Origin of the sequence: Cupriavidus pinatubonensis (assembly GCF_019602855.1) — a bacterium.
GTDB classification, from domain to species: domain Bacteria; phylum Pseudomonadota; class Gammaproteobacteria; order Burkholderiales; family Burkholderiaceae; genus Cupriavidus; species Cupriavidus pinatubonensis.
In genome coordinates this window covers 2344316-2359393 of sequence record NZ_CP080767.1, presented here as the reverse complement: position 1 = coordinate 2359393, position 15078 = coordinate 2344316, and the positions used below count along the sequence as shown (strand labels likewise).

The window sequence follows — 15078 nt, the reverse complement described above, 5'->3', positions numbered from 1 at the left end:
AGGGCGGCCGCCTTGCCACGCAAGGCGGCCGTCTGCTTCAGCAGGAACGGCTGTAGACCTGCTTGATGCCTGCCATGTCGACGAGTTTCACATGGCGCTGGCGAATCTGGATCAGGCCGGCTTCGGCAAAGCGCGAGAAAAGGCGGCTGACGGTTTCGAGTTTAAGCCCGAGATAGCTGCCGATTTCTTCGCGGCTCATGCGCATGACGAACTCGGTCGAAGAATAGCCACGCGCGGAGAGTCGTTCGGACAGGTTGATCAGGAACGCGGCAAGGCGTTCTTCGGCGCGCATGGAGCCCAGCGTGACGAGCATGAGTTGGTCATTCGAGATTTCCTTGCCCATCAGGCGAAGGAACTGCTGCTGCAGCGATGGCAGGTCCATCGAAAGCGACTGCAGGTCGGACAGGCGCACAACGCAGACTTCGGTATCTTCGAGTGCGGTTGCGTCCGACGCGTGCTGCATTTCGCCGAGGCCGTCGAGGCCGACCACCTCGCCGGGCAGATGGAATCCGGTGATTTGCGAGCGGCCGTCTTCCGTGGTCACATGCGTTTTCAAGGTGCCGAAGCGGATCGCATAGACCGCGGTCAACGGATCGCCCATGCGGTACAGGGTCTCGCCCTTGTGGACGCGAACGCGTTCCTGCACCAGAGTGTCCATCTTCTGCAGGTCTTGCTGGTTCATGCCCACCGGCAGGCACAGTTGCCCCATGCCGCAAGTGGAGCAACGGGGCGACATCTCGGTGACGGGAATGGATGTTAGCAATTGGAACCTGCGAGTAATTAGCGGCGAGGGCGCAATGTATGCATTTTAACGCGCGATGTGATGCGGTAGGGAGTTGCAGTTGACATTTGGTGTGCTTCTCAGTGTTTTCATGCTAGCCCTGCTGGGTGGCTTTCACTGCGCTGCCATGTGCGGCGGCGTTGCGCTGGCTGTCGAGCAGCGTGCCGGGGACGTACCGGTTGCCATGGTGCGCCGGCGGCAGGACTGGCTCGTGGAATTGCTCGTCATGCACCTCGGGCGGATTTCCACCTACATGGTGCTTGGCGCGTTGCTCGGCGGGGTGGGTGCGACGGCCTGGCGGCAGGACTATCTGCCGGTGCAGCGCTGGCTGTTCGGGGCGGGCAGCGCCATGCTGCTCTTGTCCGGTTGGAGGCTCCTGCGTGGCGAGGCGTTTTCCATCGTCTGGCTGGAACAGCTTGCGGCGCGGGCCAGCAGGGCCATTGCTGCTGGCATGGCGCGTCCTGGTCGGAAGCCGCCGGTTGGCGTAGTGCGGCGCGGTGGCCTGATCCGGCGCTATGGAACAGGTCTGGCGTGGGGCCTGGTTCCCTGTGGCATGGTCTATGGTGCACTGGCGCTCGCGCTGCTGGCCGGAAATGCGCCGTCCGGGGCGCTGGTGATGGGCGCATTTGGCCTTGGCACGCTGCCGAATCTTCTGGCGCTGTCCAGTTTTTCGGGACTCCTGCGGGCCTGGTCGCGCCGGAGACGGGTCAGGATGGGAGCCGGGGTAGCAGTCATGGCGTTTGGGGCGATGGGTATCACCCGTGCGGTGTTATTGCCACATTCGCTGGCCGAGCATGGCTTCTGCCTGGTGTTCTAAGGCCCGGGGCGACGCGCTGTCGCCGCGTAGTGGTTGCAGGCGTGGGCGGGAATGCCATACAATCCTCTGCATTGCGGTATCGCGCGGCGTGTTTTCCGAGCGGCGCCTGGCAGCCCTTCCAAAAAAAGGGGCGCGCCCAGGGTTTCGGGCAATGAGCTGACATTTCGGCGCCGAACCCTTCCGCAGTCCATCCGGTTCAAAAGATCTGGTTTCAAAAGTCCGGCTGGCACTGCGACCGTGGTGCGGTCATTGCTGGCCCTGCTCCCGATATCCGTTTATTTTCTTGCGGCCTAGGCGGACGTTCGCCGGAAGCCATGTCCGTCCATTTGGGCGCGTGCAAGAGGTTCGTGCACTGGTACTTGCCGGTGACCGGATGATCTCCTGCCGGATCGACCCGGCAAATCGATGCAAAAAGAAGGTGCACGACCTTGAGGCGAAAGCGCTTCCAGGTTTGCTGCGCGACGAGATGGTGGTGGCATTCGCACCGCTGAATCCACAATGTCCAGGGCTCCGGGTTCGTCCGGGAGCAGGTGCAAAGACAGGCTGCACACCCACATGAATACCCAAGAGGCGAAAATCGTCCTCGAGACCGCGCTGATCTGTGCGCAGGAACCCCTGCGCGTAGGCGATCTGCGCCGGCTGTTCGCCGAAGATGTCGGTGCGGATACCATCCGGGTCCTGCTCGATGAACTGCGCCAGGACTGGCGCCAGCGCGGGGTCGAGTTGGTGGCGCTGGCCAGTGGCTGGCGCTTCCAGAGCCGCCCCGAGATGCGCGAGTACCTGGACCGGCTCAATCCTGAGAAGCCACCCAAGTATTCGCGGGCCGTCATGGAAACGCTGGCGATCATTGCGTACCGACAGCCGGTGACGCGCGGCGATATCGAGGAAATCCGTGGCGTGACGGTCAGCACGGAAGTGATCAAGAAGCTGGAAGACCGTAGCTGGATCGAAGTGATCGGCCACCGCGATGTGCCCGGCCGGCCGGCGCTGTATGCAACGACCAAGGCGTTCCTGGACGATCTCGGGCTGCGCACGCTCGATGAGCTGCCTCCTCTCGAAGACGCCCAGGCGCAGGCCCAGGCGACGCTGCTTGACCAGCAGGCAATAGATTTTGAAGAGCTGGCCACGGCGCAGCCGGTGGTCGGCGACGAAGAGGCCTTCCCCGAATCGGGGGCAACGCCGCCGGCAGGCGAGGTGGCTGAAGTCGCCGAAGCCGCACCGGTTGCCGATGAGTCGCCGGCCGAGGCGGCCGACGCTGTCGCACAAGCCTCCGCCGATGCCATGCACGTGGCAGACCTCGCGTCTGCCGTTTCCGAGGCAAACGGCTTCCATGCCGAAGACGCGCCGGGCGATCAGGACGGCGGCAATCCATCCGGCGACGACGACGCTGCGCCGCCGCACGCGAACGAGCACGATGAGCGCGTGCCCAACTGAACAATATGCAACATCCGATAGTGAATACTTTGTCTGACTCCGCTGAACAAGACACCCGGGCCGCCGGGGCACCGGCCGCCGATGGCGCTGCAGAATCCGGATCAGGCTCCGATGGCGCGCCGCGCAGGAAAGGGCTGAGGCGCGGCTTGCGCAACCTGGTGGCTTCGCGCCGGCAGGCTGCGCAGGATCGCGACGACCGCGGCGAGGAGACGGAATCTTCGGCACCGGCCGATGCGGGCGAGGGCAAGGCTGCCGGCGAGGCCGGCGGACGTGCCGCCCCGCGTGGCCGCGGCAAGCGCAAGCCGGCCAGGGCCGAAGGCACCGCGCCGCGTGAAGGCGGCCAACCCGCGCAGGAAGGTGGCGAAAAGGCCGAGTCGGCTGGCCGCAAGCGCAAGCCACAAGGCCAGCGTGCAGCCAGGGTTTCTCCGGAAGGTGACGCCCAGCCGGCAGCCCGGCAACAGGGCCGACGCAAGGGCGGCCCCCAGCAGGGTGGTGTCCAGCAACAGCGCAAGGGTCAACGCGGCGCCGAGAAGTCGGCCGCAGGCAGCGAAGACCTGTTCCGTTTCGTCATTTCCGACCAGTACGACCAGGAAGACACCGTCATTCCCCGCACCAAGGCAAAGCCGGTGCGCGAACTGTCGGCCGACGACGATGCACCGAAGCTGCACAAGGTCCTGGCCGAAGGCGGCCTTGGCTCGCGGCGCGAAATGGAAGAGCTGATCCTGCAGGGCCGCGTCTCCGTCAACGGACTGCCCGCGCATATCGGCCAGCGGATCCTGCCGACCGATCAGGTGCGCGTAAACGGCAAGCTGATCCACCGCAAAGTCTCCACCAAGCCGCCGCGCGTGCTGCTGTACCACAAGCCGGCCGGTGAAATCGTCAGCCAGTCAGATCCGGAAGGCCGTCCGACCGTGTTCGATAGCCTGCCGCGCATGAAGACCGGCAAGTGGGTCGCCGTGGGGCGCCTGGACTTCAATACCGAAGGCCTGCTGATCTTTACGACGTCCGGCGATATCGCCAACCGCTTCATGCATCCGCGCTATGGCGTGGAGCGCGAGTACGCGGTGCGTACGCTGGGCGAACTGGCGGAAGCCGATCGCCAGCGTCTGCTGCATGGCATCAAGCTCGATGATGGCGAAGCCAATTTCCTGCGCATTGCGGATGGCGGCGGCGAGGGCGTGAACCAGTGGTATCACGTGGCGCTGACCGAAGGCCGCAACCGCGAAGTGCGGCGCATGTTTGAGGCGGTTGGCCTGACTGTGTCGCGTCTGATCCGCACGCGCTACGGCCAGTTCCTGCTGCCGCGCGGCCTCAAGCGTGGCCGCTGGCAGGAGCTGGAGGCGAACGAGGTCAAGTCGATGATGACTGCGATCGGCCTGAAGGTGCCCGGCACGAGCGAGCAGGGCGGCAAGGGCGTGACCAAGGTCGGCGGGCGCAAGCAGCGTACCGAGGCGGCGATCGCAGGCATGCCCATGCACACCGGCATGGACGGTTTGCCGCGCGTCGACAAGGGCGGCGCTGGTCGTGGTCAGCCGGATCCGATGCGCACGTCGATGGGCTATATCAGCCATGGTCCGACCGTGTTGACGTCGCACGCCGCCAATCTCGGTGGTGGGCGCGGGCAGGGAGGCGGGCGTGCTGGTGGTGCCGGCCGTGGCACGGGCATGGGACTGGGTGGCCAGGGTCGGCCCCAGCGCCGCGGCGGTGGCGATGTCAACGGCAATGTGATGCCGAAGGCGGCCAAGTCCGGTGGCAGCGGTGGCGGTGGTGGTGGTGGTGGTGGTGGTGGTGGCAACCGCCCGGGCCGTGGCAACAAGGGTGGTGGCGGCAACAATCGCGGTGGCAATCGCGGCGGAAACCGCTGAATCTTCCCGCTCCAACCCCGGCGGCTAGCGCCTGCCGGGGATCCATTACGCGCCGATACATGCCCTTTTGCCTTTTGGACATAATCTGCGTATAATTAAAGTCTATTCAAAAAGTCATCCTCCAGAGGATGGGCGAATGATGGGCATTGCGCCCATTTTTTTTTGGTTCGCCCGTTTGACGCATGCGCGCTGGAGTTGGCTGGCAGGTGGCTGTGCCCATGTCGTCCCAGGCGGGGCAGGCAAAGCCGGCCTGCCTGGTGTTGATGGCCATTATTCGGGAATACAGTGCATCTGGCAGATTTGATCGAAACCACCCTTAACGGCATGGGATACGAGCTGGTTGAGCTCGAACGGGCTCCGGCCGGACTGTTGCGTGTCTATATCGATCAGCCTGAAACCGGCATCGTCATTGAGGATTGCGAGAAGGTAAGCCGGCAGCTGACCCATGTGCTGACCGTCGAGAACGTCGACTATGAACGGCTCGAGGTCTCGTCGCCGGGGCTGGACCGGCCGCTGAAGAAGCTGGCCGACTATGTCCGCTTTGCCGGGGCAGAAGCGCGCGTGACGCTGCGCCTGCCCGTCAATGGGCAAAAGAACTTCACAGGCATCCTGCGTGAGCCCACTGGAGAGGCTGGCGCGGAGAAGGTCGGCCTGGAGTTCGAGGGCAAGGATGGTCCGGCGTTGCTGGAATTCACTGTATCTGATGTCGACAAGGCGCGCCTGGTGCCGGTGATCGACTTCAAAGGAAATCAAAGAAAAGGGAACAAGCAATGAGCCGCGAAGTTCTGTTGCTCGTCGATGCGCTTGCGCGTGAGAAGAACGTCGACAAGGATGTGGTATTCGGCGCGCTGGAGGCTGCACTGGCCTCGGCGACCAAGAAGCGTTTCGAGGAAGACGTGGATATCCGTGTCGCTATCGACCGGGAATCGGGCGAGCACGAGACGTTCCGCCGCTGGCTTGTTGTCCCTGATGAACAGGGCCTGCAGGAGCCGGACAAGCAGATCCTGCTGTTCGAGGCGCGCGATGACGACGCCAGTCTCGAGCTGGGCGACTATGTCGAACAGCAGATCGAGTCGGTCGAATTCGGTCGTATCGGTGCGCAGGCCGCCAAGCAGGTGATCCTGCAGCGTATCCGCGACGCCGAGCGTGAGCAGATCCTGAACGATTACCTCGAGCGCGGCGAAAAGATCATGACCGGCACGGTCAAGCGTGCCGACAAGAAGGGCCTGATCGTCGAATCCGGTCGCGTGGAAGCGCTGCTGGCACGCGACCAGATCATCCCGAAGGAAAACCTGCGCACCGGCGACCGTGTGCGTGCGTACATCCTGAATGTGGATCGCGCCGCGCGCGGCCCGCAGATCGAACTGTCGCGCACCGCGCCCGAGTTCCTGATCAAGCTCTTCGAGAACGAAGTGCCGGAGATGGAGCAGGGCTTGCTCGAGATCAAGGCGGCTGCCCGTGACCCGGGCGTGCGTGCCAAGATCGCCGTCGTGGCGCATGACAAGCGTATCGATCCGATCGGTACCTGCGTCGGCGTGCGCGGTACCCGGGTGACGGCCGTGCGCAACGAGATCGGCGGCGAAGCCGTGGACATCGTGCTCTGGTCCGAAGATCCGGCGCAGTTCGTGATCGGCGCGCTGGCGCCGGCACAGGTACAGTCGATCGTCGTGGACGAGGAAAAGCACTGCATGGATGTGGTCGTCGATGAGGAGAACCTCGCGGTGGCCATCGGTCGCAGTGGTCAGAACGTACGCCTGGCGTCCGAGCTGACCGGCTGGCAGATCAACATCATGACGCAGGAAGAGTCGGCGCAGAAACAGGCCGAGGAAAGCGATGCCGTGCGCAAGCTGTTCATGGCCAAGCTCGACGTCGACGAAGAAGTGGCGGACATCCTGATCGAGGAAGGGTTCTCCACGCTGGAAGAAGTGGCCTATGTTCCCATCAGTGAAATGATGGAAATCGAGGCGTTTGATGAAGACACCGTCAACGAGCTGCGCAACCGCGCACGTGATGCGCTCCTGACGATGGAACTGGCCCGGGAAGAGAAGGTGGAAGAGGTGTCGCAGGATCTGCGCTCGCTCGACGGCCTGAATCCCGAGCTGATCGGCAAGTTGGCCGAAGGTGATATCCATACGCGTGACGACCTGGCCGAACTGGCCGTCGACGAACTCGTCGAGATGACGGGCGTCACCGAGGAAGAAGCCAAGGCGCTGATCATGAAAGCACGGGAACATTGGTTTAACTGAGGGACACGTCCGGGACGCGTGCACAGCACATTGTCCGGACGCGCTTTCCGCATACGATTTGTCCCGACGTAGAAACCATGCATTGAAAGGGTTTGAATGGCAAGCACAACAGTTGCCCAACTGGCCGCAGAACTGAGTCGCAGCGCAGCTGCCCTGCTGGAACAATTGCAGGCGGCTGGGCTGGGCAAGGCGACGCCAGAAGACATCGTCACGGAATCGGATAAGACCAGGCTGCTGGACTATCTGAAGCGCTCGCACGGCCAGGCCGATGACAGCGCACGCAAGAAGATCACACTGACCAAGCGTGAGACTTCCGAGATCCGTCAGGCTGACTCCACCGGCAAGACTCGTACCGTCCAGGTCGAGGTACGCAAGAAGCGCGTGCTGATCAAGCGTGACGAGGCGGGCGCCGACCAGCACAACGAGGCTGCGGATCAGCATGCCTTGGCAGCCGAGGCTGCTGAGCAGGCACGCCGCGAGGAAGAGGAACGCCAGCAGGCTGCAGAGCTGGCGCGCCAGGAAGCCGAAGCGAAGGCACGCCGCGAGGCCGCCGAGCGCGAGGAAGCCGAGCGCCGCGCCAAGCAGGAGGCACTGGAAGCCGAACAGCGCCGCCAGGCTGAACTGCTTGCCAGGAAGGCCGAAGAGGAAGCCGCTGCCGCGCGTGCCGTGGGCGAGGCCGCCGAGGACGCTTCGCGCAAGAAGGCCGAAGACGAGCAGGCTCGTGTCGCCGTCGAGCGCGCTGCCGCGCAAAAGGCTGCCGACGATGCCAAGGCTGCCGCCGACAAGGCGCGTGCCGAGCAAGACGCCGCACGCAAGCGCCGCGAGGCTGCCGAAGCCGAAGCCCGCGCCATCCAGCAGATGCTGAATGCGCCGGCGCGCGTGCTCAAGGCACCGTCCGAGCGCAAGGCCGAGGAAAAGAAGGCCGAGCAGACTGGTACGCTGCACAAGCCGGTGAAGCCGGCTTCCGCGACCGCGACCGAAGCCAAGGCGGGCGACAAGAAGCCCGCGGCGACGACCACGACCACGACCGCGACCACCACCGCCGACAAGAAGGGCAAGACCGGCAAGCCCGGTTCGTGGCAGGACGACAGCAGCCGTAAGAAGGGCAGTGGCCTGAAGACGCGTGGCGATTCGTCGGGCGGCGTGGGTGGTTGGCGCGGTGGCCCGCGCGGCCGTGGCGGCCGTCAGCAGCATGCCGACGATGGCCGCAGCAACTTCCAGGCACCGACCGAACCGGTGGTGCGTGAAGTGCACGTGCCGGAAACCATCTCGGTGGCCGACCTGGCGCACAAGATGGCCGTGAAGGCGTCCGAGGTCATCAAGCAGATGATGAAGCTCGGCCAGATGGTCACGATCAACCAGGTGCTGGACCAGGAAACCGCCATGATCGTGGTGGAAGAAATGGGCCACAAGGCGTTCGCCGCCAAGCTGGACGATCCGGAAGCGCTGCTCGTGGTGGACGGTGAAGAACACACCGACGCCGAACAGCTGCCGCGTCCGCCGGTGGTGACCGTGATGGGTCACGTCGACCACGGCAAGACCTCGCTGCTGGACTACATCCGCCGCGCCAAGGTGGCGGCGGGCGAAGCTGGCGGCATTACGCAGCACATCGGTGCCTACCATGTGGAAACCGAGCGTGGCGTGATCACGTTCCTGGATACCCCGGGTCACGAGGCCTTCACGGCCATGCGTGCCCGCGGTGCCAAGGCGACCGATATCGTGATCCTGGTGGTCGCGGCCGACGACGGTGTGATGCCGCAGACCAAGGAAGCCATTGCGCACGCCAAGGCTGCCGGCGTGCCGATCGTCGTGGCGATCAACAAGATCGACAAGCCGGATGCCAACCCGGACCGCGTCAAGCAGGAACTGGTGGCGGAGCAGGTGTTGCCGGAAGAGTACGGTGGCGATTCGCCGTTCGTGCCAGTGTCCGCCAAGACCGGTGCAGGCATCGAGGATCTGCTGGAGCAGGTGCTGCTGCAGGCTGAAGTGCTGGAACTGAAGGCGCCGGTGGATGCACCTGCCAAGGGTCTGGTGGTGGAAGCCCAGCTCGACAAGGGCAAGGGCCCGATCGCGACGATCCTGGTCAGCAGCGGCACGCTCAAGCGTGGCGATGTGGTGCTGGCTGGCAGCGCCTACGGCCGCGTGCGTGCCATGCTGGACGAGAACGGCAAGCCGACCAAGGAGGCAGGTCCGTCGATCCCGGTGGAAATCCAGGGTCTGTCGGAAGTGCCCGCCGCGGGCGAGGAAGTGCTGGTGCTGCCGGACGAGCGCAAGGCACGTGAAATCGCGCTGTTCCGCCAGGGCAAGTTCCGCGACGTGAAGCTCGCCAAGCAGCAGGCCGCGAAGCTGGAGACCATGCTGGAGCAGATGACGGAAGGCGACGTGCAGACGCTGCCGCTGATCGTCAAGGCCGACGTGCAGGGTTCGCAGGAAGCGCTGGTGCAGTCGCTGCAGAAGCTGTCGACCGCGGAAGTGCGCGTGCAGATCGTGCATGCTGGCGTGGGCGCCATCTCGGAGTCGGACGTCAACCTGGCGACCGCTTCGAAGGCGGTCATCATCGGCTTCAACGTGCGTGCCGACGCTGGTGCGCGCAAGCTGGCCGAGAACCATGGCATCGACATCCGCTACTACAACATCATTTACGATGCGGTAGACGAGATCAAGGCGGCCATGTCGGGCATGCTGGCGCCGGAGAAGCGCGAGACCACGATTGGTCAGGTGGAAGTGCGCCAGGTGTTCCGCGTGCCGAAGATCGGCGCGGTGGCCGGCTGTATGGTTACCGACGGTCTGGTCAAGCGCAACTCGCTGGTGCGCGTGCTGCGCAACAACGTGGTTGTCCACACCGGCGAACTCGACTCGCTCAAGCGATTCAAGGACGACGTCAAGGAAGTCAAGCAAGGCTTCGAGTGCGGTCTGTCGATCAAGAACTTCAACGATGTTCAAGAAGGCGACCAGCTCGAAGTGTACGAAATCACCGAGGTGGCGCGTACGCTGTAAGGCGATACGCAAAACGGCAGGCTCCGGCCTGCCGTTTTCACTTTGGAACAAGACAGTATTGAATGGCCAAGAAAGGCAATATCTCCTCCCGCAATCTGCGCATTTCCGACCAGATTCAGAAAGAACTGGCCGAAATGATCCAGCGCGAAATCCGTGATCCGCGCCTGGGGCTCGTGACGCTCCAGTCCGTGGCGCTGACGCCGGACTACGCGCACGCCAAGGTGTATTTCACCGTGCTCGGTGCGGAACCCGAAGTGGCCGCTGCCATTCTCAAGGAGAAGGCTGGCTACCTGCACTCGCTGCTGTTCAAGCGCCTGCACATCCATACGGTGCCGACGCTGCATTTCCATCACGACACGTCGGTGGAGCATGCGATCGAGATGTCCAAGCTGATCAACGAAGCGAACGCCACGCGTTCCAAGGACGACTGATTCCGGCCTCGCCGGGAAGCGCCGTCCTGGCGCGGGCCGTATCGCCCGTCGCCCCGCATTGTTTCCATGACTGACTCCGCAAACAATCGTCCGCCCCGGCTGCCGCGCCGCGAGGTGCACGGCGTGCTGTTGCTCGACAAGCCGCTAGGGCTGTCTTCCAACGACGCGCTCGTGCGCGCCAAACGCCTGCTGCGGGCCCTCAAGGCCGGCCACACCGGCACGTTGGACCCTCTCGCCACAGGGCTGCTGCCGCTTTGCTTTGGCGAGGCGACGAAGTTCTCGCAGGACTTGCTCGATGCGGACAAGACTTACGAGGCGGTCGTCAGGCTCGGTCAGAAAACCACAACCGGCGATGCCGAAGGCGAAGTTGTGGTTGAGCGGCCGGTGAGCTGCGACCGTGCCGGGCTGGACGCCGCAATCGCACGATTCCTCGGTGAGATCGACCAGGTTCCGCCGATGCATTCTGCGCTGAAGAAGGATGGCCGGCCGCTGTACGAGTACGCGCGAGCGGGGCAGACCGTGGAGCGACCCGCCCGGCGCGTCACGATTCACGCGATCGACGTGCTCGATTGCGCCTTGCCGCTGGCGCCTTCCTTCACGATGCGGGTGAAGTGCAGCAAGGGTACGTATATCCGCACGCTGGCCGAGGATATTGGCGAGGCGCTCGGCTGTGGCGCACACCTGACCGGGTTGCGCCGCATCGCTGTCGGCGACCTGACGCTCGATGGCGCTGTGACGCTCGATCAGATCGACGCGCAGGCGGACGAGGCCCGCCCGGCCATGCTGGCGCCGGTCGATGCGCTGTTGCGACGCTGCCCGCCGGTGACGCTGTCCGCCGAAGCGATGTCGCGCTTCCTGCAAGGTCAACGCCTCGCATACCGGGATCTGGACCCCGACAGTGCGCCGCAGGAAGGCGTGCTTGCGCGTGTCTATGGCGGCGAGCCGCCGAAGCTGCTCGGCGTGGCCCGCATGCGTGAAGGCGCCTTGCGGCCGGAACGACTGGTCCGGCTGTAAGCGTCCGGCAGGCCGCTCTCACGCAGACATTGCAACAGGCGGAAGGTGTTGCCGCCGCCGACTACGATCAGCTCGGCGCTGTCGATGATCCGGCGTGCCGCTTCCGCGTCGCCCACGCGGTTCAGAGACCGTACCGATGCGAATTCAAGCGCTCAGATTGTGCGGGTACAGACCAATCGCTCGCCTACAATGCAAGAGCCGTGTGAAGGCCAATGGCAACAGGAGGCAGCATGAGCGAGCAGATCAGCCAGTTCCGACCTCTCGATCCGGGCCGGATCAACCTGATGGACCCGGCGGAGGTGCAGTACTGGTGTCAGGAACTGGGATGTACCGCAAGCGCCCTGGAGGACGCGGTGGACGAGGTGGGAGAGCACATTGCGGCGGTGCGCGCACAGTTGGAGGCGGGGCAGCCAGGCGCGCATTGACGGCGATGCACACGGTCCGGCGCAGTCAGGCCGTGCTGTAGTCAAACAAGCCACGCGGTTCCGGGGGATCCGGAGCCGCGTGGCTTTGTTACGAGCCGCTCGCGGGCGTCGGCGCCTGTTCCCGCCTGTTCCCGTCTGTTCCGGTCTGTTCCCGGATGTTTCCGTCTGTTCAATGTGCGCCGGCTGCGGCGTCTGCTCCTGCGCCGCCCTTGCCCGGCTTGGTGAGCCACACGAAGCCAATCAGCACGAAGAACAGTACGCCCGAGATCCAGAAGATGTCGTTCGCGCCGAGCATCGCCGCCTGCTGGCTGATGTTGCGCTCCATGACGCCGACGGCCTGTGCCTGGTTCATGCCCATCTGCATCAGGTGGTGCAGTTGCTCGGAGTAGGCCGGGTTGTAGGGATTGATCTTCTCCACCAGTTGCGCGTGGTGCAGGGCCGAGCGGTTCTCCCACACCGTGGTCGAAATCGACGCGCCGATACCACCGAACGTGATACGCACGAAGTTCGACAGGCCGGACGCCGCCGGGATTTTCTCCGGTGGCTGGCCGGACAGGATGATCGACGTGAGCGGGATGAAGAACATCGCCATGGCGGCGCCCTGGATCAGCGTAGGGATCATCAGCGTGACGGTGTCCACTTGCGTGGTGAATCCGGCACGCATGAGGCTCACGATGCCGAACGTGATGAACGCTGCCGTGGCGACCCACCGTGCGTCCATCTTCGGCAGGTTGCGTCCGATGAGCGGCGACAGCAGGATCGCGAAGATCCCCACGGGCGCCATCACAATGCCGGCGTCGGTGGCCGTGTAGCCCACGATGGTCTGCAACCACAACGGCAGGATCACCAGGTTGCCGAAGAACAGCCCGTATGCGACCGAGATCGCCACCACGCCCGAGCTGAAGTTCCGGCCCTTGAACAGGGTGATGTCGACGATCGGATGCTTCTCGTAGGTCTCCCATACCAGGAAGAACAGGAAGCCGAGCACGGCCACCAGCGTAAGTACCACGATCTCGGTCGAGTGGAACCAGTCGAGCTCCTTGCCCTTGTCGAGCATGAGCTGCATCGAACCCACCCAGATCACCAGCAGCGCGAGCCCGATGCGGTCGATCGGCAGCACCTTGGTTGGCGTTTCACGGTCCTTGTAGATCGCCCACGTGGCGTACGCGGTAAGCAGGCCCACCGGCACGTTGATATAGAAGATCCACGGCCACGTCATGTTGTCCGAGATCCAGCCGCCGAGCAGCGGCCCCATGATCGGCGCCACGAGCGTGGTCATGCCCCACAGCGCGAGCGCCATGGTGCTCTTCTGCGGCGGGTAGCTCGACAGCAGCAGCGACTGCGACAGCGGGATCATCGGCCCGGCCACGGCGCCCTGGAGGATACGTGCTGCGAGCAGCGTTTCCAGGTTAGGCGCGACGCCGCACAGCCACGACGACAGCACGAACAGCAGGATCGACGTGATGAACAGGCGCACCGCGCCGAAGCGCGTGGTGAGCCAGCCCGTCAGCGGCACCGAGATCGCGTTGGCCACCGCGAACGAGGTGATGACCCAGGTGCCCTGGTTCGGCGCCACGCCGAGGTCGCCTGAAATCGCCGGGATCGACACGTTGGCGATCGACGAATCCAGCACGTTCATGAACGTGGCCAGCGACAGCGCGATGGTGCCGATCACCAGCTTGCCGCCGCTCAGCGGCTGCGGCTGCGCGGGGCGCGCCGGCAGCTTTGGTGCGGCGCCGGCGCGTTCAGCCACGGTCAGTGCGTCCGCCATGATCAGCCGCGGTTGGAAGGCCGCGCCACAGCGGCGCTGGCCGCGTCATCGGCCGGAACATTGATGACCGGTGCGCCCTTGGCAGGTACGGCATCTGCGGGAGCTGGCGCGCGGCCGCCATTGTTCACGGCGATGATGCGCGCGATCAGCTGGTCGGCGTCTTGCGCGACCTTGTCGTAGACGTCCGTCTGCATCGGCTTGGCCGCGGCGGCGCTGACCATGGCGGCGCCTTCTTCATGGCGCACGTCGACGGTCACGTTCATCGACAGGCCGACGCGCAGCGGGTGATCCTTGAGCTGCTGCGGGTCAAGCGCGATACGCACGGGCAGGCGCTGCACCACCTTGATCCAGTTGCCGGTGGCGTTCTGTGCGGGCAGCAGCGAGAACGCGGAGCCGGTACCGGCAGAGAAGCCCGCGACCTTGCCGTTGTACTTGACCTTCGAACCATAGACGTCGGCTTCCAGCGTCACGGGCTGGCCGATGCGCATATGCGTGATCTGCACTTCCTTGAAGTTCGCGTCGACCCAGACCTGGTCCAGCGGCACGATGGCCATCAGCGGTGCCCCGGCGGCCACACGCTGGCCGACCTGGACCGAGCGCTTGGCGACGTAGCCCGTGACCGGCGCGGGCAGAGCGGAACGCGCGAACGACAGATAGGCCGAGCGCAGGTTGGCTGCCGCGCGCTGCACGTTCGGATGCTTTTCGACGGTGGTCTGGTCGGTCAGCACCTTGTTCGAGGCGAGCTGCTCGCGTGCGGCAAGCAGAGCCGATTGCGCCCCCTGCAGCGCGGTCTGTGCGTGGGAGATTTCTTCGCCCGACACCGCACCCGAGCCGGCGATCGCCTGGCGGCGGCGCAGGTCGTCGCGCGCCTTGGCGACGTCGGCCTCGCGCAGCGCCACGTTCGCGGCGAGCGAGCCGTTGTTGACGTAGAGCGTGCGGACTTCGCGCACGGCCTGCGCCAGCATGGCCTCGGCCTGTTCCAGCGAGACTTGCGTATCGGCGCGGTCGAGCTGGATCAGCGGCTGGCCTGCGGTGACGAGCTGCGTGTCATCCGCGGCGATCGACACCACGGTGCCGCCTACCAGCGGCGTGACCTGGACCACGTTGCCGGCGACGTACGCGTCATCGGTACTTTCGAAGTGGCGCGCGTACAGGCCCCAGTACACGCCGTAGCCGACGCCTGCCACGACGATGGCCGCGGTCAGGGAAAGCAACAGGCGCTTGCGCTTGCCATTGTTGTTGACGGATGCCGCCGGAGTGTTCGGGTTGCCGGCTTGCTGGTTATCGCTCATTTTGG

13 protein-coding genes are annotated in these 15078 nt (G+C 64.7%); 9 read left to right on the top strand and 4 right to left on the bottom strand.

Annotation, left to right across the window (positions count from 1 at the left end):
• Positions 1-37: 37 nt before the first annotated feature.
• Positions 38-763, bottom strand: a complete 726-nt coding sequence (fnr, locus tag K2O51_RS23590) for a fumarate/nitrate reduction transcriptional regulator Fnr (RefSeq protein ID WP_041679641.1) — start codon at positions 761-763, stop codon at positions 38-40.
• A 79-nt stretch (positions 764-842) separates the two neighbouring features.
• On the opposite strand from fnr, the gene K2O51_RS23585 reads away from it, so the two are divergent.
• From K2O51_RS23585 to truB, 8 genes are all read left to right on the top strand, one after another.
• Positions 843-1598: a sulfite exporter TauE/SafE family protein gene (locus K2O51_RS23585; RefSeq protein ID WP_220630880.1), complete on the top strand. Its 756-nt coding sequence runs from the start codon at positions 843-845 to the stop codon at positions 1596-1598.
• A gap of 555 nt (positions 1599-2153) precedes the next feature.
• Positions 2154-3032 carry an SMC-Scp complex subunit ScpB gene (gene scpB, locus K2O51_RS23580; RefSeq protein WP_041679640.1) on the top strand — a complete coding sequence of 293 codons (879 nt, stop codon included), beginning with the start codon at positions 2154-2156 and terminating at the stop codon, positions 3030-3032.
• Positions 3033-3037: 5 nt separating this feature from the next.
• The gene (rluB, locus tag K2O51_RS23575; RefSeq protein WP_220630879.1) at positions 3038-4897 is read left to right on the top strand and encodes a 23S rRNA pseudouridine(2605) synthase RluB; all 1860 of its coding nucleotides are present in this window, start codon (positions 3038-3040) and stop codon (positions 4895-4897) included.
• A gap of 285 nt (positions 4898-5182) precedes the next feature.
• On the top strand, positions 5183-5671 hold the full coding sequence (rimP, locus tag K2O51_RS23570; protein ID WP_011298192.1) for a ribosome maturation factor RimP: 489 nt from the start codon (positions 5183-5185) through the stop codon (positions 5669-5671).
• Positions 5668-7143, top strand: a complete 1476-nt coding sequence (gene nusA / locus K2O51_RS23565) for a transcription termination factor NusA (protein WP_011298191.1) — start codon at positions 5668-5670, stop codon at positions 7141-7143. Before rimP ends, nusA begins: the two co-directional genes overlap by 4 nt.
• Before the next feature lie 96 nt (positions 7144-7239).
• The gene (gene infB / locus K2O51_RS23560; protein ID WP_011298190.1) at positions 7240-10140 is read left to right on the top strand and encodes a translation initiation factor IF-2; all 2901 of its coding nucleotides are present in this window, start codon (positions 7240-7242) and stop codon (positions 10138-10140) included.
• Positions 10141-10202: 62 nt separating this feature from the next.
• Positions 10203-10571: a 30S ribosome-binding factor RbfA gene (gene rbfA, locus K2O51_RS23555; protein WP_011298189.1), complete on the top strand. Its 369-nt coding sequence runs from the start codon at positions 10203-10205 to the stop codon at positions 10569-10571.
• A 66-nt stretch (positions 10572-10637) separates the two neighbouring features.
• Positions 10638-11585: a tRNA pseudouridine(55) synthase TruB gene (gene truB, locus K2O51_RS23550; protein ID WP_011298188.1), complete on the top strand. Its 948-nt coding sequence runs from the start codon at positions 10638-10640 to the stop codon at positions 11583-11585.
• Here the strand turns inward: truB and K2O51_RS23545 are convergent.
• Positions 11501-11701: a Type 1 glutamine amidotransferase-like domain-containing protein gene (locus K2O51_RS23545; protein WP_245001877.1), complete on the bottom strand. Its 201-nt coding sequence runs from the start codon at positions 11699-11701 to the stop codon at positions 11501-11503. The two genes, truB and K2O51_RS23545, sit on opposite strands and share 85 nt — an antisense overlap.
• Positions 11702-11815: 114 nt before the next feature.
• Here K2O51_RS23545 and K2O51_RS23540 point away from each other — a divergent pair, with 114 nt between their 5' ends.
• Positions 11816-12010: a DUF3606 domain-containing protein gene (locus K2O51_RS23540; protein ID WP_041679639.1), complete on the top strand. Its 195-nt coding sequence runs from the start codon at positions 11816-11818 to the stop codon at positions 12008-12010.
• Positions 12011-12179: 169 nt separating this feature from the next.
• On the opposite strand, the gene K2O51_RS23535 is transcribed toward K2O51_RS23540, so the two are convergent.
• Both K2O51_RS23535 and K2O51_RS23530 read right to left on the bottom strand, forming a co-directional pair.
• Entirely contained in the window at positions 12180-13781 is a 1602-nt protein-coding gene (locus K2O51_RS23535) for a DHA2 family efflux MFS transporter permease subunit (protein WP_011298187.1), read from the bottom strand.
• Positions 13782-13783: 2 nt separating this feature from the next.
• A complete protein-coding gene (locus K2O51_RS23530; RefSeq protein ID WP_011298186.1) occupies positions 13784-15073 on the bottom strand; it encodes an HlyD/EmrA/EmrK family protein in 1290 nt (429 codons plus the stop codon).
• Positions 15074-15078 lie beyond the last annotated feature (5 nt).

Bases quoted from the DNA above. Each gene is read 5' to 3' on its own strand.
- rluB (WP_220630879.1), top strand. From the start codon at position 3,038: ATGCAACATCCGATAGTGAATACTTTGTCTGACTCCGCTGAACAAGAC.
- infB (WP_011298190.1), top strand. From the start codon at position 7,240: ATGGCAAGCACAACAGTTGCCCAACTGGCCGCAGAACTGAGTCGCAGC.
- nusA (WP_011298191.1), top strand. From the start codon at position 5,668: ATGAGCCGCGAAGTTCTGTTGCTCGTCGATGCGCTTGCGCGTGAGAAG.
- truB (WP_011298188.1), top strand. From the start codon at position 10,638: ATGACTGACTCCGCAAACAATCGTCCGCCCCGGCTGCCGCGCCGCGAG.
- rbfA (WP_011298189.1), top strand. From the start codon at position 10,203: ATGGCCAAGAAAGGCAATATCTCCTCCCGCAATCTGCGCATTTCCGAC.
- K2O51_RS23535 (WP_011298187.1), bottom strand. From the start codon at position 13,781: ATGGCGGACGCACTGACCGTGGCTGAACGCGCCGGCGCCGCACCAAAG.
- K2O51_RS23540 (WP_041679639.1), top strand. From the start codon at position 11,816: ATGAGCGAGCAGATCAGCCAGTTCCGACCTCTCGATCCGGGCCGGATC.
- scpB (WP_041679640.1), top strand. From the start codon at position 2,154: ATGAATACCCAAGAGGCGAAAATCGTCCTCGAGACCGCGCTGATCTGT.
- K2O51_RS23530 (WP_011298186.1), bottom strand. From the start codon at position 15,073: ATGAGCGATAACCAGCAAGCCGGCAACCCGAACACTCCGGCGGCATCC.